Origin of the sequence: Gemella cuniculi DSM 15828, from assembly GCF_000425665.1 — a bacterium.
GTDB classification, from domain to species: Bacteria; Bacillota; Bacilli; order Staphylococcales; family Gemellaceae; genus Gemella; species Gemella cuniculi.
This window is the reverse complement of the sequence record NZ_KE384431.1, coordinates 286,901-311,847: the sequence shown is the minus strand read 5'-3', so window position 1 is coordinate 311,847 and position 24,947 is coordinate 286,901. Positions and strand designations below refer to the sequence as shown.

Here is a 24,947-nt window from a genome sequence, read left to right as displayed (position 1 = left end):
TCTTTCAATTTTGATAATTTTATATAGTTTTTTTGTGCTTCTTCTGAAGTATAAGTTCCATCTTTACATCTCTTTATTTCTCGTGATATTGTTGATACATTTACTCCTATTTTCTTAGCTATTTTTCTCATAGAGTAGCCTTCTTCAAGTAATATTTCTATATTATTTCTTTGTTTTATGGTAAGATATTTATAGCTCATATATGAACCTCCGTGATGTTTTTGTCGTTATTAACATTTTACACGATTGTTCTTTATGAGTCTTTTTTTATGTCTTACTGTTGCACTTTATTTTACAACTTATCTTATAAAATTGCGAAAAAGATTTTATTATTTGATTTAGTGTATAAAATATGATACCGTTTTATATATAAATAATATTTTTAGGAGGAAATAAAAATGAACAGAAAGTTAAAAAGTTGTACAAAAATTTTATTAGTTGGTACATTATTATTTTCTTTATCACTTCCTATTGCGAAAGATATTTCAGCACAAGATATGTTGTTAAGTCCTAAGGAAATAGTAGAAAAAAATGGAAGTTGGCAAAAAGATAACAATGGTTGGTGGTATAGATTTAATGATGGGACATATGCAAAAGGCGTCTTTGTAAAAATAAAATTAAAGACTTATTATTTTAATGAAAAAGGATATATGGTAACGGGATGGTATTTTAATAATTCAGAACAGAAGTGGTATTATTTTTATCCAGGAAACGGTGCAGCAGCACTTGGTTGGGAAGAAATAAATGGAAAATGGTATTATTTCCAATCACAGTCGCCTAATCTTTACCAAATGACGACAGGTATTAAAAATGTCACAGGAAAGTGGTATTATTTTGATCAAATAAATGGAGATATGAAAACAGGATGGCAAAAAATTGGAGAATTCTGGCATTATTATGATCCTGTAGATGGAAGTGGGAAACAAGGCTGGTTAAAATATAATAATAAATGGTATTATTTCTGGACTAATTATGGGCGTATGTCTGTAGGTTGGTGGGATATTGATGGTAAAACATATTATTTAGATGGAAGAACTGGAGAAATGGTAACGGGCTGGAAGAAAGATAACAATAAAAAATGGCATTATCTTGATCCAAATGATGGAGGAGCAGCTGCAAAAAACAAAACTTTGTTTATAAATGGTAAATATTATACTTTTGATGAAAAAGGGATACTAGTAAAAAATTGATTTGAGGTATAATATTTTTGTGGACTTCTAAATATTTAGAGGTCCATTTTAGTGGTATAAATAAAAGTTTTATAATTTTATTTGATGATAATGAAGGTATTATAAGAATTCTATTGACTTTTGTTAAAAATAAAGTAGGGATTGTGATAAAAAGGAATGTTACTATGACTGAAAGAAAGTTATTGAAAAATAATATCACATTTTTTAAATGAAAATTATAAAGTAATCTCAAAGTATAAATTATTTTTTTATAAAATAATTGAAAATATGTGTTGGTATTTTCAAAAAATTCAATTTCTTAATTACTGTATTTAGTAATTTATTAATTACAATGAATCATTAAAAATATTTTTAATTTTTTTGCAAAACTTATATTAATTTTTAGGTGAATGTAGTACAATAGAGATGTGAATAGTCGATTTGAAATATATAGTTTAAAAATCAATTAATTACAATAATAATATAAAAAGGAGTGATTTGATGTTAAAAAAAATATTGATGATAATCTCATTGTTTTTGGGAATAACAGTAGGAACTTTAGCGACAAGTGCTTTGTTAAACTATAATGTTTTTCCAGCAATTAATGAAACTAGTTTAAGATTAATTGGTATAACTGGGACCGCTGTAATTTTCTTATTAGTGTCTTTATTATTTTCTGATAGATTTATAGAAGCAATGAGAAGAATAGAAGATCGTTTATCTAAAACACCAATTCAAAAAATTGTTTTTACTACAATAGGCTTAATATTAGGTCTGTTACTTGCAATGTTACTTTCTGCAGGGGTAGATGTTATAGCGGGAGCAGGTATAATGGGAAGAATTATTTCTGCAATTATCTATATAGTATTCGGTTATTTGGGATTAGTGCTTGGATATAGACGTGGTGGAGAATTCTTGAATATCTTTACATCATTTAAATTAGGAAATAGAAATAAAGAAAGAGAAACTAAGTCTAAAAATAAAAAAATAACAGAAATTTTGGCAAAAATAATTGATACGAGCGCACTTATAGATTCAAGAATTCATGATGTGGCTAAAACTGGCTTTTTGGAAGGAAAGGTTATCGTTCCAGAATTTGTTTTAAAAGAATTGCAACTTATATCTGATTCAGAGGATCCACTAAAACGCTCTAAAGGGCGACTAGGGTTAGATTGTGTTGAAGATTTGCAGAAGATGAAAGAAATAGATTTGGAAATTGATAATAAGTACAGTTACAATGAACATAAAGGTGTGGATAATCTATTGATAGATTATGCTTTGAAATATAAATGTGCTATTATAACAACAGATTATAATCTTAATAAACTTGCGACATTACAGTCTATAAAAGTTCTTAATGTAAATGATTTATCTAATGCGGTAAAACCTATATTGACTACAGGTGAAAAATTGAAAGTGCAAGTGTTGAGAGAAGGTAAAGAAAATAATCAAGGTGTGGCTTATACAGAAGATGGAACAATGATAGTTGTTGAAAATGGGAAACGCCATGTAGGAAAAAGTATAGAAGTAGAGGTTCAAAGTGTTTTGCAAACTTCATCAGGAAGGATCATCTTTACAAAAATAGTTTAATAAAATTTGCTTTTTATAAAAAAATGTGATATGATTAAGTGTATTGTATTAATGAATTAGTATTTTAGGAGGAGAGTATGCACACTTTTTTAATGGTAATGGCAATATTGAGCAGTATTTTGCTAATTGTAGTAGTATTACTACAAGAAAGTAAATCTGGCGGTCTATCTGGACTTACTGGTGGAGCAGAAGAATTGTTCGGAAAACAAAAAGTAAGAGGTGCTGAATTAGTTTTACAAAGGATTACAATTGTATTAGGACTAATATTTTTTATATCACTAGTGTGTCTTACTTGGTTAAAGTTATAGACTAAATGTATAAACCTAAAATGTGAACGCATTTTAGGTTTATTTTTTTAAAGGAGGGTATATGGTAGAAAATATATTAAGATTATTTAGAGAAAATAAAATATTAAGTGTAGAAGAATTAAAAGAAAAATTGAATATAGAATCAGCTAAGGAATTTGTAGCATTAATAAAAAAAATTGGAAGATTAGAAGAAAGAATGATAATAACTCAGCTACCTAATGAAAAATTTCTCTATACTAAGGAAAAAATTCAAGCTGAAGGAATAATTAAGGTACATGCAAAAGGATTTGCCTTTGTGTATTCAGATATCTTGGGAATAGAAATTTATATTCCCAAAGGTTATACTCAAAATGCAATGACTGGTGATAAAGTTTTAGTTACAATAGATAATGTAAACAAAAATGAAAAAAATATAAGTGGTATTGTTCAAAAGATAGTAGAAAGAAATACTAAATATACAGTAGGAACATTGACTAATGCTAAATTTTTTTCTTTTGTAAAAAGTGATGATAAAAATATTTCAAAATATATAAAAATAGAAAATTCTAAAAATTTTAATTTGGATGATGGTTATAAAGTTCTTGTAGAAATAACATATTATTCAAAGACTAGCTTTGAAGATCATCAAGGAATAATTATAAAAACATTGGGGCATAAGGATGATCCAGGTATGGATATACTTTCCACCATTCATAAGCACGCTATCCCCAATGAATTTCCTGTTGAAGTAGAAGAAGAAATTAAAACTATAAGTGAAGATATAAAATTTGACGACAGGTATATAGACTGTACACAAGAAATGGTGGTTACTATTGATGGGGATGATGCAAAAGATTTAGATGATGCAATTTCAGTAGTAAAAACTAAAAAAGGATACAAATTAAAAGTTTTTATAGCTGACGTGAGTCATTATGTAGAAGAAAATAGTTTTTTAGATCAAGAAGCGGCTAGAAGGGGATGTAGTGTTTATTTAGTTGACAGGGTAGTTCCTATGTTACCTAGAAAATTATCAAATAATATTTGTTCTTTGAATCCTCATGTTTTGAGATATACGATTTGTTGTGATATGGAATTCAATGAGAGAGGATATATTGATAGTTATGATATTTATCCAGCATTGATAAAATCAAAAGGAAGATTAAGTTATAAAAAAGTTAACGAAGTTTATGAAAATTCTAAAGAAACAATAAAGGAATATAAACCGTATATTTCTATGTTAAAGTCAGCACTAGAACTATCTAAAAAAATTAGAGAAAATCGACAAAGACGAGGTGCAATAGATTTTGACAAAGACGAATCAAAGGTATTGGTAGATGAAAGTGGGAATGTTCTTGATATTGTCTTAAGAGAGAGGGGAACTGCGGAAAAGTTAATCGAAGATTTTATGTTGAGTGCTAATGAGGTTATAGGAGAACATTTTTATTGGATGCAAGTTCCATTTATATATCGAATACATGAAGAGCCTAAAGTTCAAAAATTAAAACAATTTTTCGATATAGCTGCAAATTTTGGATATAGAACCAAAGGCAATATAGAAAAGGTGGAGCCATACATGTTATCTAATATGTTGCAAAAATTCAAGGGTGAAGTCATAGAATCAATGTTATCTACGATTTTATTAAGAACAATGAATCAAGCAAGGTACTCGACTAGTAACATAGGACATTTTGCTTTGGCAACAAAATACTATACACATTTTACTTCACCAATAAGAAGATACCCTGACCTATTGGTGCATAGAATGATTAGGAAATATTTATTTGTTGGAGATGTAAAAGAAAATACACTAGAACATTATTCAGAAATACTTCCAAAATTGGCGGAAAGTTCATCAGAATATGAAAAAAGAGCAGTAGATTGTGAAAGAGAAGTAGATAGAATAAAAAAATGCGAATACATGTGTAAATATCAAGAAAAAAGATTTAAGGGAGTGGTTTCTGGTATAACAAGTTTTGGAATATTTATTACACTGGAAAATACAATTGAAGGATTAGCACATATAAAAACAATGAAAGATGATTATTATGTTTATGATGAAAAAAATATGCTCCTAATAGGAACTCATAATAAAAAAGTATATCGACTTGGTGATGAAGTCATAGTAAAAGTTGATAATGTTGACATAGATAATCAAGAAATTGATTTTAAAATTTTGAAACATAAATCTTTGGTAAATAAAAAGTAAAGGAAGAGATATATGAAAAAAGAAGTAAGAGTAATAGCCCAAAATAAAAAAGCAAATCATGATTACTTTATAGAAGATACATATGAAGCAGGATTAGTTTTAACGGGAACGGAAATAAAATCGATAAGACGAGGTAGAATAAATTTAAAAGATTCATATTGTCAAACACGCCGTGGAGAATTATTTGTTTATAACATGCATATTTCTCACTTTGAAGAAGGAAATAGATTTAATCATGAACCATTACGAGTGAGGAAATTATTATTAAGAAAAAAGCAGATATCAATACTAACAAGTGTTCAAAATGAGGTAGGTATAAGTATTATTCCACTTAAAGTATATATAAAAAATGGATATGCAAAACTTTTGATAGGAGTGGCGAAAGGTAAAAAAAATTATGATAAGCGCCATATACTTAAACAGAAAGAAGCAAATAGAGAAATTAATAGAGTATTAAAAGATAAACAAAAATATTAAAAAGTAATTTATTATCTTATAATTATAATTGAAAATATATCATTCTTTTGGGAATGATATATTTTTCTTGTTTAAAAAAGGATATTAATTTATAGCTGTAAATTTTTGAGAAATTAACGATAAAAAAATTATTTAAAAGTGTTATAAAAAAATAATTTGTTCTGTTATAAAAGAAGCGATGAATATTTTTCAAAAAAATATTCATTATTTTCTTTGATATAATAGGATTTTTCACAAATATTGTAAGAATACTTAAAAAAACGCTTTACTTTTCCATGAAAGCGTGCTACAATATAAAATGTAAATTAAAAAAATCATCAAATAAAAAAGGGCTAAAGTATGAAGCAATTAACAAAATATAAAAGATATGAAATGATATTTTTTAAAGCTGTAGTACAACTATTGTTTTGTGGTTTCAAAAAATATTTGTCAAAAAAAATAGAAGTTTTTGTGTAATGTTTAGCTATAAAAATATGTTCTAATCTTATAAAATTTGATGGTAATATTTTTCATATAAACAAAATATATTTATACAAAGGAGAAGTGTATTCATGGAAAAATTCACTCAATTATTACAGCCAGTGGCTGACAACATATATATTTCTGCACTAGTTGCACTAATCCCTATAGTTTTTTATCTAGTTGTATTAGCTGGATTTAAAGTTAAAGGTTGGTTGACTGGATTACTTACTTTAATTGTAGCTATAGTAATGGCTTGTGTATTCTTTAAAATGCCATTCAAGTTTGCTGCTATGTCATCATTACATGGTATGGTTTATGGTATTTTACCAATTGGTTGGATCATTTTAACATCAGTATTCTTGTATAAAATGACTGTTAAAAGTGGACATTTTGATATAATAAGAGATAGTATTACATCTCTTACTGATGACAGACGTATCCAAGCGTTAATTATTGCGTTTTCTTTTGGTGCATTCCTAGAAGGTGCAGCAGGATTTGGTGCACCAGTTGCAATTACAGCAGCACTTCTAGTAGGGTTAGGATTTAAACCTTTGTATGCAGCAGGAATTTGTATGGTTGCTAATACTGCACCAGTAGCGTTTGGTGCTGTAGGTGCACCAGTAACTGCTATGGATGGTTTAGCAACATATGCAAATGGTTCACCAATTCCAGCAACAGAGATTGCAGCTATGATTGGTCGTCAATTACCATTAGTATCAGTATTTATTCCATTTTACTTAGTGCTTATTATGGCAGGATTTAAAAAAGCATTGGAAATTTGGCCAGCACTACTTGTTTCAGGTGGTTCGTTTGCTATTGCACAATTTATAAGTTCTAACTTCATGGGTGAACAATTACCAGACATTCTATCATCATTGATTTCATTAGTTTCAATTGTTATTTTGTTACAATTCTGGAAACCTAAAACTACTTGGAAGTTCCCAGGTGAAGAAGAGAATAATGGGGCTAAAGAACAAGTTGCTCCTCAACACTCTCTAAAAGAAATTTTGGTAGCATGGTCACCATTTGTTGTTCTAACTCTTATCATTTTCTTATGGACAATGAAACCTGTTAAAAAATTCTTCGCAACTCTTGCATTGAATCCATCAGTTCCATTTATTGATAAAAATATTATTAGTTCAATATCTGGTAAAGAGATAGCAGCAGTGTTTAAATTAGATCTTATTGGTTCAATAGGTACTGGTATTCTTGTTGCAGCAATTATTTCTAAATTTATTATTAAACTTAGTTGGAAAGATACATTTAAAACATTTATAGAAACATTCTCAGAAGTTAAGATGGCATTATTAACAATCTGTTTCGTAGTAGGATTTGCTTATATAATGAACGCTTCTGGTATGTCCAATACATTAGGATATGCTCTAGCAGCAACTGGTGCAGCATTCAAGTTTGTATCACCAGCGTTAGGATGGATTGGAGTGTTTATCACTGGATCAGATACATCAGCAAACTTACTGTTCGCAAAACTACAACAAGTTACAGCGAGTCAAGTTGGAATGGATCCATTGTTAGCAGTAGCTGCCAATGCATCAGGTGGAGTTGTAGGTAAGATGATTTCTCCACAATCAATTGCAGTAGCAGCAGCGGCGGTTGGATTAGTAGGAAAAGAGTCTGATTTATTGAAATTTACAGTAAAACATAGCTTTATTCTTCTAATAATTGTCTGTGCAATCGTAGCACTTCAAGCTACAGGAATATTGTCTTGGATGATTCCAGCACACCCATAGAAATCTAAAATAGTTAATTGCTACTTTAAGACTGAAGTTTTAAAATAAAACTTCAGTCTTTTTTATCATTTCTTCAGTAAAAAAGAAATTAAATTAATAAAAAATAATATATTTATTTACAACTTCCAAAATAAGTGGTATTATTGATAAGTTAGGTTAATTATTATTTTATAATGATAATTATAGAAGTCTTTATTAAAGCACAAAATTTAAGGAGAAAGAAATGTCAATAAAATTAAGAGATGATGTTAGAAATATTGCAATTATAGCACACGTCGACCATGGTAAAACTACTTTAGTTGATGAATTGTTGAAGCAGTCAGGAATTTTTCGTTCTAATGAGCATGTAGAAGAAAGAGCAATGGATTCTAATGATTTAGAAAGAGAACGTGGAATTACAATTTTAGCAAAAAATACTGCAATTGATTATAAAGGTAAGAGAATTAATATTCTTGATACACCAGGACATGCAGATTTTGGTGGAGAAGTTGAACGTATTATGAAAATGGTGGATGGTGTTCTTTTAGTAGTTGATGCGTATGAAGGAACGATGCCACAGACAAGATTTGTATTGAAGAAAGCACTTGAACAAAATTTAAAACCTATAGTAGTTGTTAATAAGATAGATAAAGATTCAGCACGACCAGAAGAAGTTGTTGATGAAGTAATTGATTTATTTATTGAACTTGGTGCCAATGATGAACAATTAGAATTTCCGGTGGTATATGCATCAGCTATTAATGGTACTGCATCACTTGAAAGTGCTCCAAACATGCAAGATGAGAATATGCAATGTCTATATGACACAATAATTGATTATGTCCCTGCTCCGATAGATAATAGTGATGAACCATTACAATTCCAGGTTGCTCTTTTAGATTATAACGATTATGTGGGACGTATTGGAATTGGACGTGTATTCAGAGGAAGTATGAAAGTAGGAGAATCAGTTTCTTTAATGAAATTAGATGGAACTGTAAAAAATTTCCGTGTAACGAAAATTTTTGGTTATTTTGGTTTGAAACGTGATGAAATTACAGAGGCTCATGCTGGAGATATCGTAGCGGTTAGCGGAATGGATGATATAAACGTGGGAGAGACTATATGTCCTACTGAACATCAAGAAGCGTTACCAGTGCTACATATAGATGAACCAACACTGCAAATGACTTTCTTAGTGAATAACTCACCATTTGCTGGAAAAGAAGGTAAATTTGTTACTGCAAGAAAATTAGAAGATAGACTTATGCAACAATTAGAAACAGATGTATCACTTCGTGTAGAGCCTAATACAAGTGATTCATGGATTGTTAGTGGGCGTGGAGAATTACATCTTTCTATTTTGATAGAAAATTTACGTCGTGAAGGATATGAACTTCAAGTTTCTAAACCGGAGGTAATTATAAGAAATATTGATGGTATAGACTGTGAACCTGTTGAACGTGTTCAAGTTGATGTTCCAGATGAATCTGTGGGGGCTGTAATTGAGTCTTTAGGTCAACGTAAGGGAGATATGGTTGATATGCAAGCTGATGGTAATGGGCAAACTCGACTTATATTTAATGTTCCAGCACGTGGACTTATTGGATATAGTACAGAATTCATGTCTATGACAAAGGGATACGGAATTATAAATCATACATTTGATTCATATCAACCAATGCAGAAAGGTAGAGTAGGTGGTCGACGAAATGGAGTGCTTGTAGCATTAGAAAATGGACAATCAACAGCTTATTCTATCTCTAGTTTAGAAGATCGTGGAACAGTATTTATTGAACCAGGAACTGATGTTTATGGAGGGATGATTGTTGGAGAAAATAGTCGTGAAAATGATTTGACTGTAAATATTACAAAAGCAAAAGCACAAACTAATGTCCGTTCTTCAACTAAAGATCAAACGGTAACACTTAAAAAAGCTAGAATCATGACATTAGAAGAAAGTTTAGAATATTTAAGTGATGATGAATATTTAGAAGTAACTCCGGTGTCAATTAGATTACGTAAAAAAGAATTAGATAAAGCAACCCGTGAAAAAGCGGCAAGGAAAGCAAAATATTCAGAAGAGTAAAATAAAATTTTAATTGATAATAGAATCCTAGAAGTACGACTGTGTTGTTTTTCTAGGATTTTTTTGAAAGTATTTTTGAAAATTAAAAATAAATTATAAAAAATTTCATAACATACGGAGGTAAATGACAAATTTTAAAATTAATATATTTTATTTTTAATTTATTTCTTGTGCATACTATATTGTGATGTAAAATTAAAGATAGAGAATTTAAATTCTCTATCTTTAATTTGAATTTTTTATTTCTAAATTCCCATTTTTGAGTGAGATATTATCCCCCTCTTTTACTTTGTCGTATTGCTCTTTTGTGACTGAAACATATTTTGTTTCGCCATCTTTTGTTTTTATTTCTAACATATAGACAGGAACTTTGCTATCTTTTACATTATCAACTAATTCTTTTTGTTGCTCACTGGCATGTATACGATTATGTGATGAAGAATGGAAGAGAGTATGCCATAAAAGCAGATTGGTTATGCTGTTTCCTGAGAAAAAACCACTTCGACGATAGTTATTGTTTAAATAATCGGTATAATCTTTTTTGTAATTTTTGTTGTTATAACTATTATAATTAGAATTATAACTACCTTTTGAATTTTTTGTAAAATTTTTTGTAGTTGATTTCGAGTTAGAAGATTTAGTTGACGGTTTACTACTAGAATTAGATGAACTAGGTTTACTACTTTTACCACCACTAGGTTTTGAACTGGGACGTGAAATTTTAGGGGAGATTTTACTTCCCTTTGCTTCAACCAAGTTTATAGTAGAAATATTAGTAGAAAATATTAGTGTAACTGCTAAAAAAATTCCATCAACTTTTTTTAGTATATTTTTTTTCATATTATCTACCTCCATTAATTATTTTGAGTACTACGTTTTGCGATAACAGTTCCTTCGACATCTTCTTGAGAACTTGCTTCATTTTTAACAGTATTTTCTATATTAGTTTTATCATCTACTTTGTCATTATCTTTAGAATAGTTATTAAAATAGTAATATATACCAAAGATAATTATTATGGGCAATAGGAGTGTAACAAATATTTTAAAAAATCTAGCTGTACCAGACATACTAAAGTCCTCCTAATAAATAGCTTTTCATATCTAAAGCACGTTTCAGTCTATCATATTCAGAAGCGGGAATTTCTATTTCATCACCATTTATTTGAGAAATAGTGGCATATTCCGAATCTAAATCTATCCATATATCAATAATATTGCTTAAATTTATCAAGCCACGATTTCCATCTATTAACGTAATTTCAAACCAATTCATAAAATTACCTCCTTAAACTTATAAGTTAATTATAGCATAAAAAATAAAAATGTAGTACAAATATATTAGGATACTACATATAGTAAATTATGATTAATCAAATTTAATTTAGTGTATAATTGCGAAATTTTTGATATAATGAAAACAATAAATAAAATTAGTGAGGATAAAAGATGAAAGTATCTGTAATAGGAGCTGGTAGTTGGGGGACAGCATTATCCCAAGCTATTGTTGACAATGATCATGAACTTCTTTTATATGCAAGAAGTGAGAAAGTTCGAAATGAAATAAATGAAGAACATACAAATAGAAGATATTTAAAAAATATAGTTTTACCAAAGGAGATAATAGCGACATGTGATTTGAAAAGGGTTGTTAATTTTTCTGATGTACTCGTGATTGCAGTTCCCACAAAAGCAATGAGAGAAACTGTAAGAATAATAAATGAATACATTGATAAACCAAAATATATAATACATGTTTCCAAAGGATTAGAAATGGAAACGAATAAAAGAATGTCTGAGATTATTGAAGATGAAATTAATACTAAATATTTAAAAGGTGTTGGTGTTTTAAGTGGGCCATCACATGCTGAAGAGTTAATACTTAGGAATCCAACAGTAGTTGCAATTGCTTCTAAGAATGATGATTTAAATAAAGTTGCACAGAAAATTTTTCATAATAAATATTTCAGAATTTATGTTAACAAAGATATAATTGGAGTTGAAGTAGGGGGAGCATTAAAAAATATAATAGCATTAGGTTGTGGAATTATAGATGGAATGGAGTATGGTGATAATGCAAAAGCAGCATTACTTACTCGAGGTTTAATAGAGATAACAAGATTAGGAACAAAGCTGGGGGCGGATAAAATGACATTTTTAGGCCTAGGTGGTATTGGTGATCTTGTAGTGACTTGTACTTCTAAACATTCAAGAAATTATAATTGTGGCTATTTGATAGGTAAAGGATATACGCTAGAAGAGGCTGTAAAAGAGTTAGATATGGTTGCTGAAGGGGTAAGAACAACTAAGGTATGTTACTTTTTATCAAAAAAATACAATGTATATATGCCAATAACGGAAAATATTTATAAGGTATTATATGAAGACTTAAATATAGAAGAATGTGTAGAAAATTTAATGAAAAAAATGGCTGCAGAAGAAATTAATAAGTTTGAATAACAAATTTTTGTTTATATATTTTAGTATTGGGAATAAAAAATAATGTTATTTTAGAAAATATGGGCGAAATTTTATAAAAAATATAGAAAAAATGCCTATTTTCGCTATTTTTATTCAATTAAAACTTGATTATTACCTTTTAATATGGTAATATTTAATAAGTGAAGCGGGAAACCGCTACTCAAAAATGGAGGTAAAGAATTAATGAATAAATCAGAATTAATTTCAAAAGTTGCTGAGAAATCAGGACTACAAAAGAAACAAGCAACTGCAGCTATCGAAGCATTCGTAGAAACAGTTGAAGAAACTTTAGCTAAGGGTGAAAAAATCCAAATTATCGGATTTGGTAACTTTGAAGTAAGAGAAAGAGCAGCTCGCAAAGGACGTAACCCTCAAACTAATGAAGTTATCGAAATTGCTGCTAGCAAAGTGCCTGCATTCAAAGCTGGTAAAGCTCTTAAAGACGCAGTTAAATAATAGAAATTTAATTCAAAGAGGAGTTACTTATTAAGTAGCTTCTTTTTTAATAAGTACGAATTTTGGAGGTTGGTTTTGAAGAACAAGGAACAATCAATGAAACTTATAAAAACATTGCTTGATAATATTGGAGAAGATACAAGTAGGCCAGGACTTTTGGATACACCTAAAAGATGTGTAAATATGTATGAAGAGTTACTTTCTAAAACTAATGTAGATCCTAAGGAAGAAATAAATACTTTTTTTGAATCAGAAAATGATGAACCAATATTGGTAAAAGATATTCAATTTTATTCATTATGTGAACATCATATGTTACCGTTTTATGGAGTTTGTCATATTGCCTATGTTCCTAACAATGGAAAAATAACAGGACTTAGTAAATTAGCACGTTTGGTAGAAAATACAAGTCGTAGACTTCAAATTCAAGAAGATATGACACTTATGTTAGTTAGAGCTATAGAGGAAAAGTTAAATCCTAAGGGAGTATATGTAGTTATAGAAGCTGAACATATGTGTATGGCAATGAGAGGAATTAAAAAAATAGGAGCTAAAACTATTACTAGTAAGAAGACTGGTATTTTCTTAGAAGATAATGAATTGGTAAAAGATATTCAGTATAAGATAAAGTTATAGGGAAAAAATATGAAACAAGTTGATTATATTATAATAAGAGCAGAAGTTGATAATGTAAAAGTTATTACAAAAAAACTAAATAATGAAGAAGTATTAGAAATTTTAAATAAAGGTGAAGTTATTATTCTTAATATTTTTGAAAATATTGTTAATTTTAAAGTTCAAGGAAGAGCAAGAATAGTATCTAATTTAGATCAGGTAATTTCAGAATAGGATATCTTCACTATAATATAAAATAAAAGAAAAACTCGCTAAAGTACTTTAGCGAGTTTTAATATTAGATTTTAAAATAATAATTTATCTGCTCCTCCAAGTTTGAAGTCAAGTGCGGCCATTGCAAGTACATTAATATAGTGCCATGGTCTATCAAATTCTGGTTGGAAGAAAATATCGGCAAATGCCAACTGTTCCAAAGTCCATTTTGAAGAAATTGCAATAGAGAGTGCAGCGATTCCAGAAGAAATATCACGTTTAGACATAAGTTGAGCTCCTAATATTCTATGAGTATCTACATCATAATATATTTTCATATGAATTAAATTATTTTCCTTTCTCATAAAATCAGGATAAAGTTTTTCTTCTATATATTTGCTAGCGATATTTCCCTCGTATAAACTTATACTATTTTGAGAAAGACCAGTACTTACGAAATTATAGTCAAAGAATGAAAGTGCAGAAGTACCATTAACCTCTGGCATTTTTACTTTTTGTCCCATAGCATTAAGTGCGGCTACAATTCCTTGACGTCGAGCGAGCGTTGCAAGTGCAATAGGAATTTTACCACCAGTAGGAGCATATGGAAGTAAGGTAGAATCACCACCAGCATAAACATCTTTAGCAGAAGTTTCTAGATATTCATTTGTTATAACAAATCCACGTTCAGTTGTTTCAAGTTCTCCTTTAAGCCAAGAGGCATCAGGACGAACACCAACAGAAATAATAACGGTATCAGCTTCATATTCAGCTTTATCAGTAACAACAGCAGTTACTTGACCATTTTCTCCTTTGAATGACAAAACTTTTTCTCCCCCACGAACTTTAAGATTATACCTATTTCCTTCGTTAGTAAGGATATCAGTAAGTTCTTGATCCAAATATGTATTTAGAATTCTTGGAGCAAAATCAACGATCGTAACATCAATTCCTTTTTTTGCATATGATTCTGCAACTTCAAGGCCAATATATCCTCCACCAACTACGACCGCTTTTTTACTGTTTTTCATACAATCAGCTACGGCTTGTGTATCTTCTGGTCCACGGAAAGTATGGATATTTTTTAAATCGATTCCTTCAAAAGGAGGTTTAACTGCGACACCACCAGGACTTAACAGCAGTTTATCATAGTTTTGTTGTTCTTTTCCACTTGGTGTATTAACTACTATGTATTTTTCTTTTGTGTTTAAATCTACAACATCAGAGTTGCAGTGAATATTGATCCCTTGTGAACGATAAGATTTTTCTGTTGCAAAATGTAACTCAGATAATGCTTTAGATGTACCATCTAAATATGATTGGCTACCTCATCCCATAAACGAAGCTGTACTACCTCGCTCGTATAAGTGAATTTCAGCTTTGGGTTCATTTTTTAAAATAGTTTGAACGGCTTCATATCCGAAATGAGACGTTCCAACAACTACATATTTCATATTTATTCCTCCTAAATTTTTATATTATTTATGAATTATGATTTAACAAGGAAAACAATTATTTTAATTTATTTTTCCTAACATATTCTATGATTATACCATAAAGTACTTTAATATAAAATAAAGTTGCTCAAAGTGAAAATAGAAAGGAATACACTATTAATAAGCGATTAACTGTATTGTATATTGTAATATTATACTTAATAATATAATAAAAGAAATAAAATATTAATATTATTAAGTAAAAAGTTATAGAGAGAAATATAAAGAAGTAAGAGAATCTATATTGATTTTTTATTTCTGAAGAGATAAAGTAAATTATTATGGAGAAAAATGGGATAATAGGGTGATAATGTATATGTTGAAAATTTAAGTATTAAAAATAAAAAGAAAAAATTAAATATTTGACTTTCTTTGACTTTTATTTTATGATATATTTTAGTTAAAGTTACTTAGTGATAAAAATATCGGTAACTAGAAACATTACTTTAGACAACTATGGTAATGGAGTAAATAAAAGAAATTTTAATTTAGAGGTAAAGAAATGATAAAACCATTATTTGACAATATTTTATTAAAAAAAATTGAACAGGAGAAATCTACTTCGAGTGGTATTGTTTTATCTTCAAAAAGTAATGAGGAGTCTAATATAGGTGAAGTAATTGATTTGGGTGGAAGCTGTTTGTTATCATCTGAAAATGAAGGCGAATTAGCAATAGGAAGTAAAGTAGTTTTTTCGGACAACTATAAGAAAGTAATTTTTAAAAATGAAGAATATTACATTGTCAATGAAGAAGATGTACTAGCAGTAATAGAAGATTAATAAGGAGGAATTTATGGCTAAAGAAATAAAATTTTCAGAAGATGCACGTCAATCAATGAAGCGTGGTGTGGATAAACTTGCGAATGCTGTAAAAATTACATTAGGACCAAAAGGAAGAAATGTGGTTTTAGATAGAAAATTTGGTTCTCCATTGATAACAAACGATGGAGTGTCTATCGCAAAAGAAATTGAATTAGAAGACCCATATGAAAATATGGGGGCGAAATTAGTAGCAGAGGTTGCTAATAAAACAAATGAAATTGCTGGAGATGGAACAACAACGGCAACCATTTTGGCACAAGCTATGATAACAGAAGGATTAAAAAATGTTACTAGTGGTGCTAATCCCATAGGAATAAGAAAGGGAATGGAAAAAGCAGTAAAAGCGGCTGTAGAACGTCTGCGTGAAATAAGTGTAACTGTCGATTCAAAAGATAAAATAGCACAAGTTGGGGCAATATCTGCAGCAGATGAGGAAATTGGAAAATTTATATCAGAAGCTATGGAGAAAGTTGGAAACGATGGAGTAATTACAATAGAGGAATCACAAGGATTAGAGACTACTTTAGAAGTTGTTGAAGGTATGCAATTTGATCGAGGATACATTTCACCATATATGGTAAGTGATACAGAAAAAATGGTTGCAGATCTAGAGAATCCGTATATTTTAGTTACTGATAGGAAAATAAATGCAGTTCAAGAAATTTTACCCGTTTTAGAAGAAGTTGTGGCTGCAGCCAGACCATTGTTAATAATTGCCGATGATATTGAACAAGAAGCAAGTGCAACTTTAGTAGTTAATAAATTAAGAGGTACGTTTAATGTAGTTGCAGTAAAAGCACCAGGATTTGGCGAAAGAAGAAAAGCAATTCTAGAAGATATTGCAATACTAACAGGTGCAACTTTAATAACAGAGGATTTAGGATTAGAATTAAAAGATGCAAATATCACAATGCTGGGAAATTCGGCTAAAGTAAATGTGACTAAAGATAATACCGTTATTGTAGATGGTAAGGGTGAAAAAGAAAATATAGAAAGTCGTATTCAACAAATAAAAGCATTGTATGCAGAATCTACATCAGAATTTGATAAAGAAAAACTTCAAGAAAGATTGGCAAAACTTTCAGGTGGTGTTGCGGTAATAAAAGTAGGTGCAGCAACTGAAACAGAACTTAAAGAAAGAAAACTTCGTATCGAAGATGCACTTAACTCGACTCGTGCGGCGGTGGAAGAAGGTATAGTCCCTGGAGGAGGTACAGCTTTAGTTCAAGTAATTTCAGAAGTGGAAAAATTAGAGGCGACTGGAGACGAACTGACAGGAATAAATATAATAAAAAAAGCGTTAGAAGCTCCAGTTCGTCAAATAGCGGAAAATGCAGGGGTAGAAAGTAGTGTAATAGTAGCAAAGCTGAAAGAAGAAAAAGTAGGAATAGGTTATAATGCAGCGACAGAAGAATGGGTTGATATGATAAAATCAGGAATAGTAGATCCAACTAAAGTAACTCGTTCTGCACTTCAAAATGCAGCTAGCGTTTCAAGCTTATTCTTATCAACAGAAGCGGTCGTAGCTGATATTTCAGATGATGAACCAATGCAATCACAAATGCCAATGATGTAATCTTAAGACAAAATAGTTGAATAACAAAGTGTAATATTATAATATATATTCATAATATAAAAGGAGATAGAAAACAATGAGAGAAATCACAGATAAAGAATTTTATGAATTGTCAAAAACTGATAGTGTAAAACTATTTGATTTTTGGGCACCATGGTGTGGGCCATGTAAAATGTTGGCTCCAGTGTTGGAAGAAGTGTCTAATGAATTAACTAATATTGAATTTTATAAAATTAATGTAGATGAAAATCAAGAAGCCGCAGCTGAATTTGGGGTAATGTCGATTCCAACTTTACTAGTAATGAAAAATGGTGAGGTATTGGAAGAAAAAACAGGTTACTTACCTAAAGAAGCATTAGTAGAATTATTATCAAAATACTAAAATATAAAGCTAACTCAATAGTAGAGAAATAATAAATTTAAAATGTATTAGAGTTTGTTATTTGTGATTGTTTGCTAACGAGTTAGTTTTTTTATAATTAAATTAAGGTTTATAGATGAAAATTAAATTAATGATATTGATATTAATAAATATAATTTTAATATATAAGATTAATATTTAACAAATAGAATAAAATAAAAAACCAATATCCTATGATACTGGTCAAAAAATTACTTTTTAGTTTTAAGGTTTTCTTTCCAATCTTGAAGACCGTTTTTTAACATATATACATTAGTATAACCATTTTTTTTCAATGTTAGAGCAGCTCTTGGCGCAACTGTTCCGTTTTTATCACAAAGATAGATTGGTTGATCTTTTCTAAGAGAGGTATATAAAAAATTAAATTGAGAAAGTGGCATATTTCTCGCTCCATTAATATGAGCATATTTGAAATCTTCTTTTTCTCTAACATCAATCAATTGAACTTTTCTAAGATTTTGTCTAAACTCGGCATAAGGAAGTTTTGTAACTGCATTTCTTAATCTTAGATAATTAAATAATCCAACTGCTCCAAATACAGCAAGTATTATTAGGGTTGACACTAAAAATGACATAATAAACTCCTTTATAAATATATTTATCAATAGAGAAATTATATCATAATTTATAACTTTATTCAATATGGATTATGATATACTTATATTTAAGGAAAATAAAATAAAAAACTATCTTAATTATATAAAAATTATGGAGGTAAAATGATAACATCATCTAGTAATAAAAAAATAAAGGATTTACAAAAGCTTAAAGAAAATAGAAATATAAAAAAGTATAAAAGATATTTGATAGAGGGGAAACATTTAGTAGAAGAAGCACTTAGTACAAATTTAGTAGAAGAAGTAATTGTGTCAGAAGATTTTGATGATAAGAATTTGTTGAATGATTTTTCCGGAGAAATTACCATAGTTTCAAATAACATCATGAAATTATTAATAGATACAATAACAACACAAGGAATTGTTGGAGTATGTAGAATAGAAGAAAAAAATTTCGATATAAGCAACTACAGTAAAGTTTTGATTTTAGACAGAATTCAAGATCCAGGAAATCTTGGAACAATTATAAGGACGGCAGATGCTTTTGATTTTGATTGTGTAATTTTAGGTAAAGGAACTACAAGTTTATATGGGCAAAAAGTGATTCGTAGTACACAAGGGAGTAATTTTCATATAGAATGTTTTGAAAACATTAATATAGAAGAATTAATTTCTAAAATGGATGATTTTAACTTGTACGCAACCTCACTTAAGGGAGAAAAATATCTAGAAGAAATAAGGAATATAGAAGGGAATATTGCTGTAGTTTTTGGGAATGAGGGATCAGGTGTTTCCGAGTCAATATTGGATAAGGTGAATAATCTTTTAAAAATAAGTATGCCAGGAAGAGCCGAAAGTTTGAATGTTTCTATAGCTGCTGGGATAGTTATGCATCATATTGTAAATAATTTGAAATAAAAATTTACTAATTACAATAAGTATGGTATTATTGTAATTGTGAAAAAATTTTTTAAGAGAGGTGAGGTCTAATGTTAAAAACACTAGCAGTAGATAAAAGAGGAAATATTCTAACTGATATTAATTTGGAAAGACTTAATGACCAGGATATTGCTTGGTATTGGGTTGACTTTGATACTCCAACAAGAAGTGAGATAAACTTGTTGTCAACGTTTTTTAAGTTTCATGAACTTTTAATTGAAGATTGTTTAACCCTTTTACAAAGACCAAAAATTGAAATAACAAGGCAGCAAATATTTTTAGTATCTCATGTTTTAAAAAATATAGATGATGACTATGAAACTATAAATATGTTCGTAGGAAAAAATTATATTGTTACGTTTCACCTCTCTCATATAAGATACGTAAATAAAGTTATACCTAAAATCTTGCAGCGTGGTGCTCAATATTCACCGCTTCATGTTATGCATATGTTAGTTTCTGAAATAGTTGAGGGTTATATACCTATTATCTCAAAAATAGAAAATCGTCTTGATGAAATTGAAGAAACGGACTCATATACATCTGGTAGTAAAATTATGGATGAGGTATTTGATCTTCGAAGTGATCTTTTAAAACTTCGTCGTGGGCTTTTACCTATGCGTGAACTAATTCACAGATTTTTGGTATCAAGACGAGTTGAGATGACAGATAATGATAGAAAATATTTTCATGATATTTATGACGATTTAGTACAACAGACGGAAATTATAGAGGCAAATAGAGAGTTGGCCAGTGATATTCGTGAAAACTTTATGACATATAACTCGCTTAAATCAAACAATATTATGATGACGCTAACTGTTATTTCTACAATATTCCTTCCATTGACATTTATAGTTGGTCTTTATGGTATGAATTTCAGGAATATGCCAGAGTTGGAATGGGAATATGGTTATTTTATTGTTTGTGCAGTAATGTTAATTATTGCTGGTGGAATGTTGTGGGTATTTAAGAAAAAAGGATGGTTAGATATGTTTAAATAATATATCGGCTAAATTAAGGATAATTATATGAATTATATAAAATTGACATTGTTATTTACATTAATTTTAATTTCTAACTTTAGTTTAATTAAACTAGATTTCAGCAAATTTTTTAAAAAGAATAGTACTAGAGAAATAAAAATATTCATAAGTTTATTATCATTTGCTCTAGGGTATATTGTTTTTATGGCAATAATGATGTTGTACGAATTATCATTAACATTATTTTAACTAAGAAAGGAGCATACATGGAAGAAAAAAGAGAAAAAGAGAAAAAAATACGTATTGAAAAAGAGAAAACAGAAATGTCAAGAGAAGATAAATTGTTGGCTTTTTTAGGCGGTAAATTTATTTTGTACATTCTTATAGTTGTTATATTATTGGGGATAGCAATTTATATTTACACAGAAATATCTTATATATTTAATCCTATAAATGCAATAGTTTCAAGCATAATTACACCGATAATATTAGCATATATTTTCTACTATATTTTAAATCCGTTAGTAGATTTATTCTCAAAAAAAATGTCGAGGTTTATTGCCAGTTTATTAGCGATGTTAGTGGGTGTTATCGTTATTTTAGTTGTTATTATAGGAATAGTTCCAGTAGTGGTAGAACAAACACAAAATTTGATAAGTGCCATGCCTAGATATATTGAAGCAGTTCGAGGATATTTAGATACAAATTCTGATAATACATATGTAAAAGCAGTAAATGAATATATAAATACAAATCTTAATACTTCAAAAATAAGTTCTCAAGCAGTTACTGTTGCTTCCTCAGCAGCACAAAGTATAGCTTCTTCGTTATCTTCTACAGCTTCAGTGTTGATTACAATGCCATTTATATTATTTTTCTTATTGAAAGATGCAGCTAAATTTAAGAAATACATAATAAGTTTGGTACCTAATAGATTAAAGTACTCATTTGATGAAACTGTCAATGAGATAGATGAAAAAGTTGGTTCATATATTCAAGGACAAATGCTTGTATCATTGTGTTTAGGGGTAATGCTATTTATAGGATATAACATTATTGGATTACATTACGCATTTTCTTTGGCAACTATTGCAGCTTTTTTGAGTATAGTTCCTTATTTAGGTCCGATATTAGCAATAACACCAGCTATGTTGGTTGCAGCTTCTACTAGCGGAATAATGGTTATTAAAATGTTAGTTGTTTGGGGTATTGTTCAATTTTGCGAAGGTAATATAATATCACCTAATATTATGGGAAGAAGTATGAAAATGCATCCTTTAACTGTAATTTTTGTAATTTTAATTGGAGTAAATATAGCAGGAGTTGTTGGTGCAATATTAGGTATTCCAGTGTATTCAATATTAAAAATTTTAACAATTAGGTTAATAAATATGTTGAAAAATAGATATAATAAATACTATGGGTAATTTCAGTATAACCTTAAAGTTTTAAGCAACTTTAAGGTTATTTGTTTATTATATTGTACATAGAAGAAATAGTAATATTTGTATATTGTTTTAAAAAGATATATATTTATGTTATAATTGGTTAATTGAATATATAATAATTGAGGTTGTAATATTATGAGTATGATGAAAAAATTTAATAATTTATTTGTAAATGAAGAAGATTTTGAAGAAGATACAAGAGAAGAAATGGATGAGGCTCCAAGAGCTCAACCTAGAGTAAGAGTATCAAAGGAGAGTCAAGTGGCAAATAAACAAACGGCTGTGAATCAAACATTAAGTAAAACAAATAATGTAATTTTAACTGAACCACTAGTTTTTGCAGATAGTAAGGATATTATAGATGACATAAAAAAAAATAAAGTAGTTATAATTAATTTAGGTAAATTGGATATAGATACTTCAGACAGACTATTGGACTTTATATCTGGTGGAATTTATGCACTAAACGCAAAATTAAAAACTATAGGTGAGGCTATTTATCTTTGTGTACCTAATGGAGTAGAAGTATCAGGTGATTTTTACGAAGGAGAGTATTAGTATTGTTAAATTTAACAGAGTATTATTGGGTATTTAGATTTATAAGATATTTATTTGGATTTTATGAGTATTGTTTGTTAGCGTACATACTTACTTCATGGTTTCCACAGTTTAGAAACAATATAATAGTAGAATTTCTTGCTACGATATGTGAACCATATTTGAAAATATTTAGAAAATTTATTCCGCCAGTAGGAATGTTAGATATTTCTCCGATTATCGCATTTATTGTGTTAAATATTATTCAGAGAATAATTCTAAGTTTATTATTTATGTAGAGAAAACGATATGAAGAAATTAAATTTTTTAGCAATGTCTTCCAAAGAAGAACTAGCAGTGGCAGAAAAATTATTGCAGACGATCAATTTTTCAAGTAATAAAAATACAGTTACTAATTTTTTGACAAATTTTGAACAGATTATTTTAGAAAAATTGATTTTTCATAACTATAAAGATTTTAAAGTAGAATTTTTTGGAGGTATTGATACTTCTGAGCGAAAAAAGGCGAAGATAATTTCTAATGATTATTATGATATAAAATATGGAATATGTTGCTTGAAAGCAACATACAATAATAAATTTAATGAATTAAAACATAAGGATGTTTTAGGAGCCGTTTATAACTTAGGGTTAAATTTTAATAGATTTGGTGATATAGTAGTTCAAGAAAATGAAATATATCTTTTTGTAGATGAAGAAATTGTAGATTTCGTTACAATGAATCTTTCTAAAATTGGACGTGTAAATATTTCTTTAGAAAAAATTGAATTTTCTAAAATAAAAATAGAAAAACAATTTTCTGATTTTGAAATTGTTACTTCATCATTAAGAGTAGATGCAATAGCTGCTAAAATAACAAATAAATCAAGAAGTAAGATAAAAGAATTTTTAGAACAGGAGTTTATAAAAGTAAATCATGTCGTTATAAGAAATGGGGAAAAAACTTGTTCAACAGGTGATATAATTTCTATACGCCGCTATGGTAGATTTATTTTTAGAGGACAAATTCAAAATAAGAAATCTTTAAAGTATAGAGTAACAATGTCTAAACCAATTTAAAAGCTAGAGTTATCTAGCTTTTATTTTTTTACTTATTGATCTTATTTTAGTTTATAAATATTCATAGTTTGCATGCATGTTATCACATTTCTTGTTTGTAAAAAAATTACTTGAAATTTTAATAGAATGTGATATACTTTTTATAAAAATGAAAAGTAGGGGGTATATAATGAAAAAAGTATTATTATGTATATTGACAAGTTTTTTATTATTTTCCTTATTAGGATGTGGAACTAAAGGAGAAAATAAACAAGAGCGAGTTTTAAAAATGGGAGTTGTTCCAAGCAGCAATAGTGAAAAATTAGTAGAAGATTTAGAGCCGTTTGCAAAAGCGTTGAGTCAAAAACTAGGTGTGAAAGTAGAAGTATTTGTAGCTAGTAGCTACATAGGAGTAATTGAAGGAATTGGTAGTGGAAGTGTGGATTTTGGAATTGTTCCACCATTTTCGGCAATTTTGGCACAAAAGCAAAGTAATACAAAAAATATTTTGGTAGGAAAAACTCCAAATGGAAAGCCAGGATATTATTCAGAAATTTTTGTGAGAAATGATGCTAATATTTCTAAAATAGAAGATTTAAGAGGTAAAAAAATTGCATTTGTTGATCCATCATCATCTTCTGGGTATATTTATCCTGGTGCTATGTTAAAAGATGCAGGGATAGATTTAGAAAAAGATATATCTTATCAGTACAGTGGGGGACATGATAAGAGTTTACAGCTTTTATTGGATAAGGATGTTGATGCGATAGCTAGTTACGAGAATCTTTTAAAGAAATATGAAAAAGAATTTCCGAATGCGAAAAGTGATATAAAAGTTCTAGCAAAAAGTGAGTTGATTCCAGGTGTCACTGTTGTAGCTTCTGGAATGTTGGGTAGTGATATGCAAAATAAGATAAAAGAAGCATTGCTTGATATTCAAGATGATACAGCAAGTATGGATATATTAAAAAATTTATATAATATTGCAGGTTTTGAAGAAGTAAATGAAAGTTCTTATAAAACTATTGAAAAAGTAGCAGCTAAGATGAATATTGATTTAGGAAAAGTGAAGTAAATAGATGAAAAATTTCCAAAAAAATTATATAAAAGTATTGACATTATGTTAATACTTTTGTATAATATTAAATGTTCGTTAAGTGATGAATATTTATCCACAGTAGCTCAGTTGGTAGAGCAATCGGCTGTTAACCGATCGGTCGCAGGTTCGAGTCCTGCCTGTGGAGTTGGAGTAGTACTCAAGAGGCTGAAGAGGCGCCCCTGCTAAGGGTGTAGGTCGGGAAACCGGCGCGAGGGTTCAAATCCCTCCTGCTCCG

Annotated in this window: 28 protein-coding genes and 2 tRNA genes; 24 read left to right on the top strand and 6 right to left on the bottom strand. The window is 29.1% G+C overall.

Going from position 1 to position 24,947, the window contains the following annotated elements; all coding sequences use genetic code 11:
• Positions 1-200: helix-turn-helix domain-containing protein (locus H612_RS0106220; protein ID WP_027129863.1), on the bottom strand; the 200-nt coding region annotated here is incomplete at its 3' end.
• A gap of 198 nt (positions 201-398) precedes the next feature.
• On the opposite strand from H612_RS0106220, the gene H612_RS09245 reads away from it, so the two are divergent.
• From H612_RS09245 to typA, 7 genes are all read left to right on the top strand, one after another.
• Positions 399-1,190 carry a PspC-like choline-binding domain-containing protein gene (locus H612_RS09245; protein ID WP_051210169.1) on the top strand — a complete coding sequence of 264 codons (792 nt, stop codon included), beginning with the start codon at positions 399-401 and terminating at the stop codon, positions 1,188-1,190.
• A gap of 480 nt (positions 1,191-1,670) precedes the next feature.
• Positions 1,671-2,759, top strand: coding sequence for a PIN/TRAM domain-containing protein (locus H612_RS0106205; RefSeq protein ID WP_027130651.1), 1,089 nt, complete (start codon positions 1,671-1,673; stop codon positions 2,757-2,759).
• 77 nt (positions 2,760-2,836) lie between these two features.
• Entirely contained in the window at positions 2,837-3,067 is a 231-nt protein-coding gene (secG, locus tag H612_RS0106200; protein ID WP_027130650.1) for a preprotein translocase subunit SecG, read from the top strand.
• Between the two features lie 61 nt (positions 3,068-3,128).
• Positions 3,129-5,252 (top strand): ribonuclease R, encoded by a 2,124-nt coding sequence (rnr, locus tag H612_RS09240; protein ID WP_051210167.1) that lies wholly within the window; start codon positions 3,129-3,131, stop codon positions 5,250-5,252.
• 12 nt (positions 5,253-5,264) lie between these two features.
• Positions 5,265-5,729, top strand: a complete 465-nt coding sequence (gene smpB, locus H612_RS0106190) for an SsrA-binding protein SmpB (protein ID WP_027130649.1) — start codon at positions 5,265-5,267, stop codon at positions 5,727-5,729.
• A 551-nt stretch (positions 5,730-6,280) separates the two neighbouring features.
• Positions 6,281-7,939 carry an L-lactate permease gene (locus tag H612_RS0106185; RefSeq protein WP_027130648.1) on the top strand — a complete coding sequence of 553 codons (1,659 nt, stop codon included), beginning with the start codon at positions 6,281-6,283 and terminating at the stop codon, positions 7,937-7,939.
• Between the two features lie 223 nt (positions 7,940-8,162).
• A complete protein-coding gene (gene typA, locus H612_RS0106180) occupies positions 8,163-10,007 on the top strand; it encodes a translational GTPase TypA (protein ID WP_035500391.1) in 1,845 nt (614 codons plus the stop codon).
• 225 nt (positions 10,008-10,232) lie between these two features.
• Here typA and H612_RS0106175 read toward each other — a convergent pair whose 3' ends face one another.
• Genes H612_RS0106175 through H612_RS0106165 form a run of 3 tightly spaced genes read right to left on the bottom strand, consistent with a single transcriptional unit; the run spans position 10,233 to position 11,282 of the window.
• Entirely contained in the window at positions 10,233-10,847 is a 615-nt protein-coding gene (locus H612_RS0106175; protein ID WP_027130646.1) for a hypothetical protein, read from the bottom strand.
• Positions 10,848-10,861: 14 nt separating this feature from the next.
• Positions 10,862-11,077 (bottom strand): hypothetical protein, encoded by a 216-nt coding sequence (locus H612_RS0106170; RefSeq protein ID WP_027130645.1) that lies wholly within the window; start codon positions 11,075-11,077, stop codon positions 10,862-10,864.
• 1 nt (position 11,078) lies between these two features.
• Positions 11,079-11,282 carry a hypothetical protein gene (locus H612_RS0106165; RefSeq protein ID WP_027130644.1) on the bottom strand — a complete coding sequence of 68 codons (204 nt, stop codon included), beginning with the start codon at positions 11,280-11,282 and terminating at the stop codon, positions 11,079-11,081.
• A gap of 173 nt (positions 11,283-11,455) precedes the next feature.
• On the opposite strand from H612_RS0106165, the gene H612_RS0106160 reads away from it, so the two are divergent.
• The 4 genes from H612_RS0106160 to mtrB all read left to right on the top strand — a co-directional run bounded on the left by H612_RS0106160 (position 11,456) and on the right by mtrB (position 13,792).
• The gene (locus tag H612_RS0106160) at positions 11,456-12,466 is read left to right on the top strand and encodes an NAD(P)H-dependent glycerol-3-phosphate dehydrogenase (RefSeq protein WP_027130643.1); all 1,011 of its coding nucleotides are present in this window, start codon (positions 11,456-11,458) and stop codon (positions 12,464-12,466) included.
• 204 nt (positions 12,467-12,670) lie between these two features.
• A complete protein-coding gene (locus tag H612_RS0106155; protein ID WP_003144688.1) occupies positions 12,671-12,943 on the top strand; it encodes an HU family DNA-binding protein in 273 nt (90 codons plus the stop codon).
• A 75-nt stretch (positions 12,944-13,018) separates the two neighbouring features.
• The gene (folE, locus tag H612_RS0106150; RefSeq protein ID WP_027130642.1) at positions 13,019-13,579 is read left to right on the top strand and encodes a GTP cyclohydrolase I FolE; all 561 of its coding nucleotides are present in this window, start codon (positions 13,019-13,021) and stop codon (positions 13,577-13,579) included.
• Between the two features lie 9 nt (positions 13,580-13,588).
• On the top strand, positions 13,589-13,792 hold the full coding sequence (gene mtrB, locus H612_RS0106145; RefSeq protein ID WP_027130641.1) for a trp RNA-binding attenuation protein MtrB: 204 nt from the start codon (positions 13,589-13,591) through the stop codon (positions 13,790-13,792).
• A gap of 71 nt (positions 13,793-13,863) precedes the next feature.
• On the opposite strand, the gene H612_RS0106140 is transcribed toward mtrB, so the two are convergent.
• Positions 13,864-15,225, bottom strand: a complete 1,362-nt coding sequence (locus tag H612_RS0106140) for an FAD-dependent oxidoreductase (RefSeq protein WP_211223601.1) — start codon at positions 15,223-15,225, stop codon at positions 13,864-13,866.
• Positions 15,226-15,769: 544 nt separating this feature from the next.
• Here H612_RS0106140 and H612_RS0106130 point away from each other — a divergent pair.
• The 3 genes from H612_RS0106130 to trxA all read left to right on the top strand — a co-directional run bounded on the left by H612_RS0106130 (position 15,770) and on the right by trxA (position 18,048).
• The gene (locus tag H612_RS0106130) at positions 15,770-16,048 is read left to right on the top strand and encodes a co-chaperone GroES (RefSeq protein WP_027130638.1); all 279 of its coding nucleotides are present in this window, start codon (positions 15,770-15,772) and stop codon (positions 16,046-16,048) included.
• Positions 16,049-16,061: 13 nt separating this feature from the next.
• Complete coding sequence (groL, locus tag H612_RS0106125) at positions 16,062-17,666, top strand: chaperonin GroEL (RefSeq protein WP_027130637.1); 1,605 nt, start codon at positions 16,062-16,064, stop codon at positions 17,664-17,666.
• A 76-nt stretch (positions 17,667-17,742) separates the two neighbouring features.
• Positions 17,743-18,048, top strand: a complete 306-nt coding sequence (gene trxA / locus H612_RS0106120) for a thioredoxin (RefSeq protein ID WP_035500389.1) — start codon at positions 17,743-17,745, stop codon at positions 18,046-18,048.
• Between the two features lie 230 nt (positions 18,049-18,278).
• Here trxA and H612_RS0106115 read toward each other — a convergent pair whose 3' ends face one another.
• Positions 18,279-18,665, bottom strand: a complete 387-nt coding sequence (locus H612_RS0106115; RefSeq protein ID WP_027130635.1) for a rhodanese-like domain-containing protein — start codon at positions 18,663-18,665, stop codon at positions 18,279-18,281.
• A gap of 141 nt (positions 18,666-18,806) precedes the next feature.
• Here H612_RS0106115 and H612_RS0106110 point away from each other — a divergent pair, with 141 nt between their 5' ends.
• From H612_RS0106110 to H612_RS0106065, 10 genes are all read left to right on the top strand, one after another.
• Positions 18,807-19,562 (top strand): TrmH family RNA methyltransferase, encoded by a 756-nt coding sequence (locus tag H612_RS0106110; protein ID WP_027130634.1) that lies wholly within the window; start codon positions 18,807-18,809, stop codon positions 19,560-19,562.
• Between the two features lie 71 nt (positions 19,563-19,633).
• Positions 19,634-20,587, top strand: a complete 954-nt coding sequence (corA, locus tag H612_RS0106105; protein ID WP_027130633.1) for a magnesium/cobalt transporter CorA — start codon at positions 19,634-19,636, stop codon at positions 20,585-20,587.
• A gap of 27 nt (positions 20,588-20,614) precedes the next feature.
• Positions 20,615-20,818: a DUF1146 family protein gene (locus H612_RS0106100; protein WP_027130632.1), complete on the top strand. Its 204-nt coding sequence runs from the start codon at positions 20,615-20,617 to the stop codon at positions 20,816-20,818.
• A gap of 17 nt (positions 20,819-20,835) precedes the next feature.
• On the top strand, positions 20,836-21,996 hold the full coding sequence (locus H612_RS0106095; protein WP_027130631.1) for an AI-2E family transporter: 1,161 nt from the start codon (positions 20,836-20,838) through the stop codon (positions 21,994-21,996).
• A gap of 156 nt (positions 21,997-22,152) precedes the next feature.
• A complete protein-coding gene (locus tag H612_RS0106090; protein WP_027130630.1) occupies positions 22,153-22,575 on the top strand; it encodes a cell division protein SepF in 423 nt (140 codons plus the stop codon).
• 2 nt (positions 22,576-22,577) lie between these two features.
• Positions 22,578-22,853, top strand: a complete 276-nt coding sequence (locus H612_RS0106085; RefSeq protein WP_027130629.1) for a YggT family protein — start codon at positions 22,578-22,580, stop codon at positions 22,851-22,853.
• A 10-nt stretch (positions 22,854-22,863) separates the two neighbouring features.
• Positions 22,864-23,634, top strand: coding sequence for a YlmH family RNA-binding protein (locus tag H612_RS0106080; protein WP_027130628.1), 771 nt, complete (start codon positions 22,864-22,866; stop codon positions 23,632-23,634).
• A 169-nt stretch (positions 23,635-23,803) separates the two neighbouring features.
• Positions 23,804-24,688, top strand: a complete 885-nt coding sequence (locus H612_RS0106075) for a phosphate/phosphite/phosphonate ABC transporter substrate-binding protein (RefSeq protein ID WP_027130627.1) — start codon at positions 23,804-23,806, stop codon at positions 24,686-24,688.
• A gap of 96 nt (positions 24,689-24,784) precedes the next feature.
• A tRNA-Asn gene (locus H612_RS0106070) sits at positions 24,785-24,857 on the top strand.
• 2 nt (positions 24,858-24,859) lie between these two features.
• A tRNA-Ser gene (locus H612_RS0106065) sits at positions 24,860-24,947 on the top strand.

Coding starts and splice junctions, on each gene's coding strand:
- H612_RS0106165 (WP_027130644.1), bottom strand. CDS start 11,282: ATGAATTGGTTTGAAATTACGTTAATAGATGGAAATCGTGGCTTGATA.
- H612_RS0106170 (WP_027130645.1), bottom strand. CDS start 11,077: ATGTCTGGTACAGCTAGATTTTTTAAAATATTTGTTACACTCCTATTG.
- H612_RS0106160 (WP_027130643.1), top strand. CDS start 11,456: ATGAAAGTATCTGTAATAGGAGCTGGTAGTTGGGGGACAGCATTATCC.
- corA (WP_027130633.1), top strand. CDS start 19,634: ATGTTAAAAACACTAGCAGTAGATAAAAGAGGAAATATTCTAACTGAT.
- H612_RS0106175 (WP_027130646.1), bottom strand. CDS start 10,847: ATGAAAAAAAATATACTAAAAAAAGTTGATGGAATTTTTTTAGCAGTT.
- H612_RS0106110 (WP_027130634.1), top strand. CDS start 18,807: ATGATAACATCATCTAGTAATAAAAAAATAAAGGATTTACAAAAGCTT.
- H612_RS0106090 (WP_027130630.1), top strand. CDS start 22,153: ATGAGTATGATGAAAAAATTTAATAATTTATTTGTAAATGAAGAAGAT.
- H612_RS0106130 (WP_027130638.1), top strand. CDS start 15,770: ATGATAAAACCATTATTTGACAATATTTTATTAAAAAAAATTGAACAG.
- H612_RS09245 (WP_051210169.1), top strand. CDS start 399: ATGAACAGAAAGTTAAAAAGTTGTACAAAAATTTTATTAGTTGGTACA.
- typA (WP_035500391.1), top strand. CDS start 8,163: ATGTCAATAAAATTAAGAGATGATGTTAGAAATATTGCAATTATAGCA.
- H612_RS0106080 (WP_027130628.1), top strand. CDS start 22,864: ATGAAGAAATTAAATTTTTTAGCAATGTCTTCCAAAGAAGAACTAGCA.
- trxA (WP_035500389.1), top strand. CDS start 17,743: ATGAGAGAAATCACAGATAAAGAATTTTATGAATTGTCAAAAACTGAT.
- H612_RS0106095 (WP_027130631.1), top strand. CDS start 20,836: ATGGAAGAAAAAAGAGAAAAAGAGAAAAAAATACGTATTGAAAAAGAG.
- mtrB (WP_027130641.1), top strand. CDS start 13,589: ATGAAACAAGTTGATTATATTATAATAAGAGCAGAAGTTGATAATGTA.
- rnr (WP_051210167.1), top strand. CDS start 3,129: ATGGTAGAAAATATATTAAGATTATTTAGAGAAAATAAAATATTAAGT.
- H612_RS0106075 (WP_027130627.1), top strand. CDS start 23,804: ATGAAAAAAGTATTATTATGTATATTGACAAGTTTTTTATTATTTTCC.
- groL (WP_027130637.1), top strand. CDS start 16,062: ATGGCTAAAGAAATAAAATTTTCAGAAGATGCACGTCAATCAATGAAG.
- secG (WP_027130650.1), top strand. CDS start 2,837: ATGCACACTTTTTTAATGGTAATGGCAATATTGAGCAGTATTTTGCTA.
- H612_RS0106100 (WP_027130632.1), top strand. CDS start 20,615: ATGAATTATATAAAATTGACATTGTTATTTACATTAATTTTAATTTCT.
- smpB (WP_027130649.1), top strand. CDS start 5,265: ATGAAAAAAGAAGTAAGAGTAATAGCCCAAAATAAAAAAGCAAATCAT.
- H612_RS0106155 (WP_003144688.1), top strand. CDS start 12,671: ATGAATAAATCAGAATTAATTTCAAAAGTTGCTGAGAAATCAGGACTA.
- H612_RS0106205 (WP_027130651.1), top strand. CDS start 1,671: ATGTTAAAAAAAATATTGATGATAATCTCATTGTTTTTGGGAATAACA.
- H612_RS0106185 (WP_027130648.1), top strand. CDS start 6,281: ATGGAAAAATTCACTCAATTATTACAGCCAGTGGCTGACAACATATAT.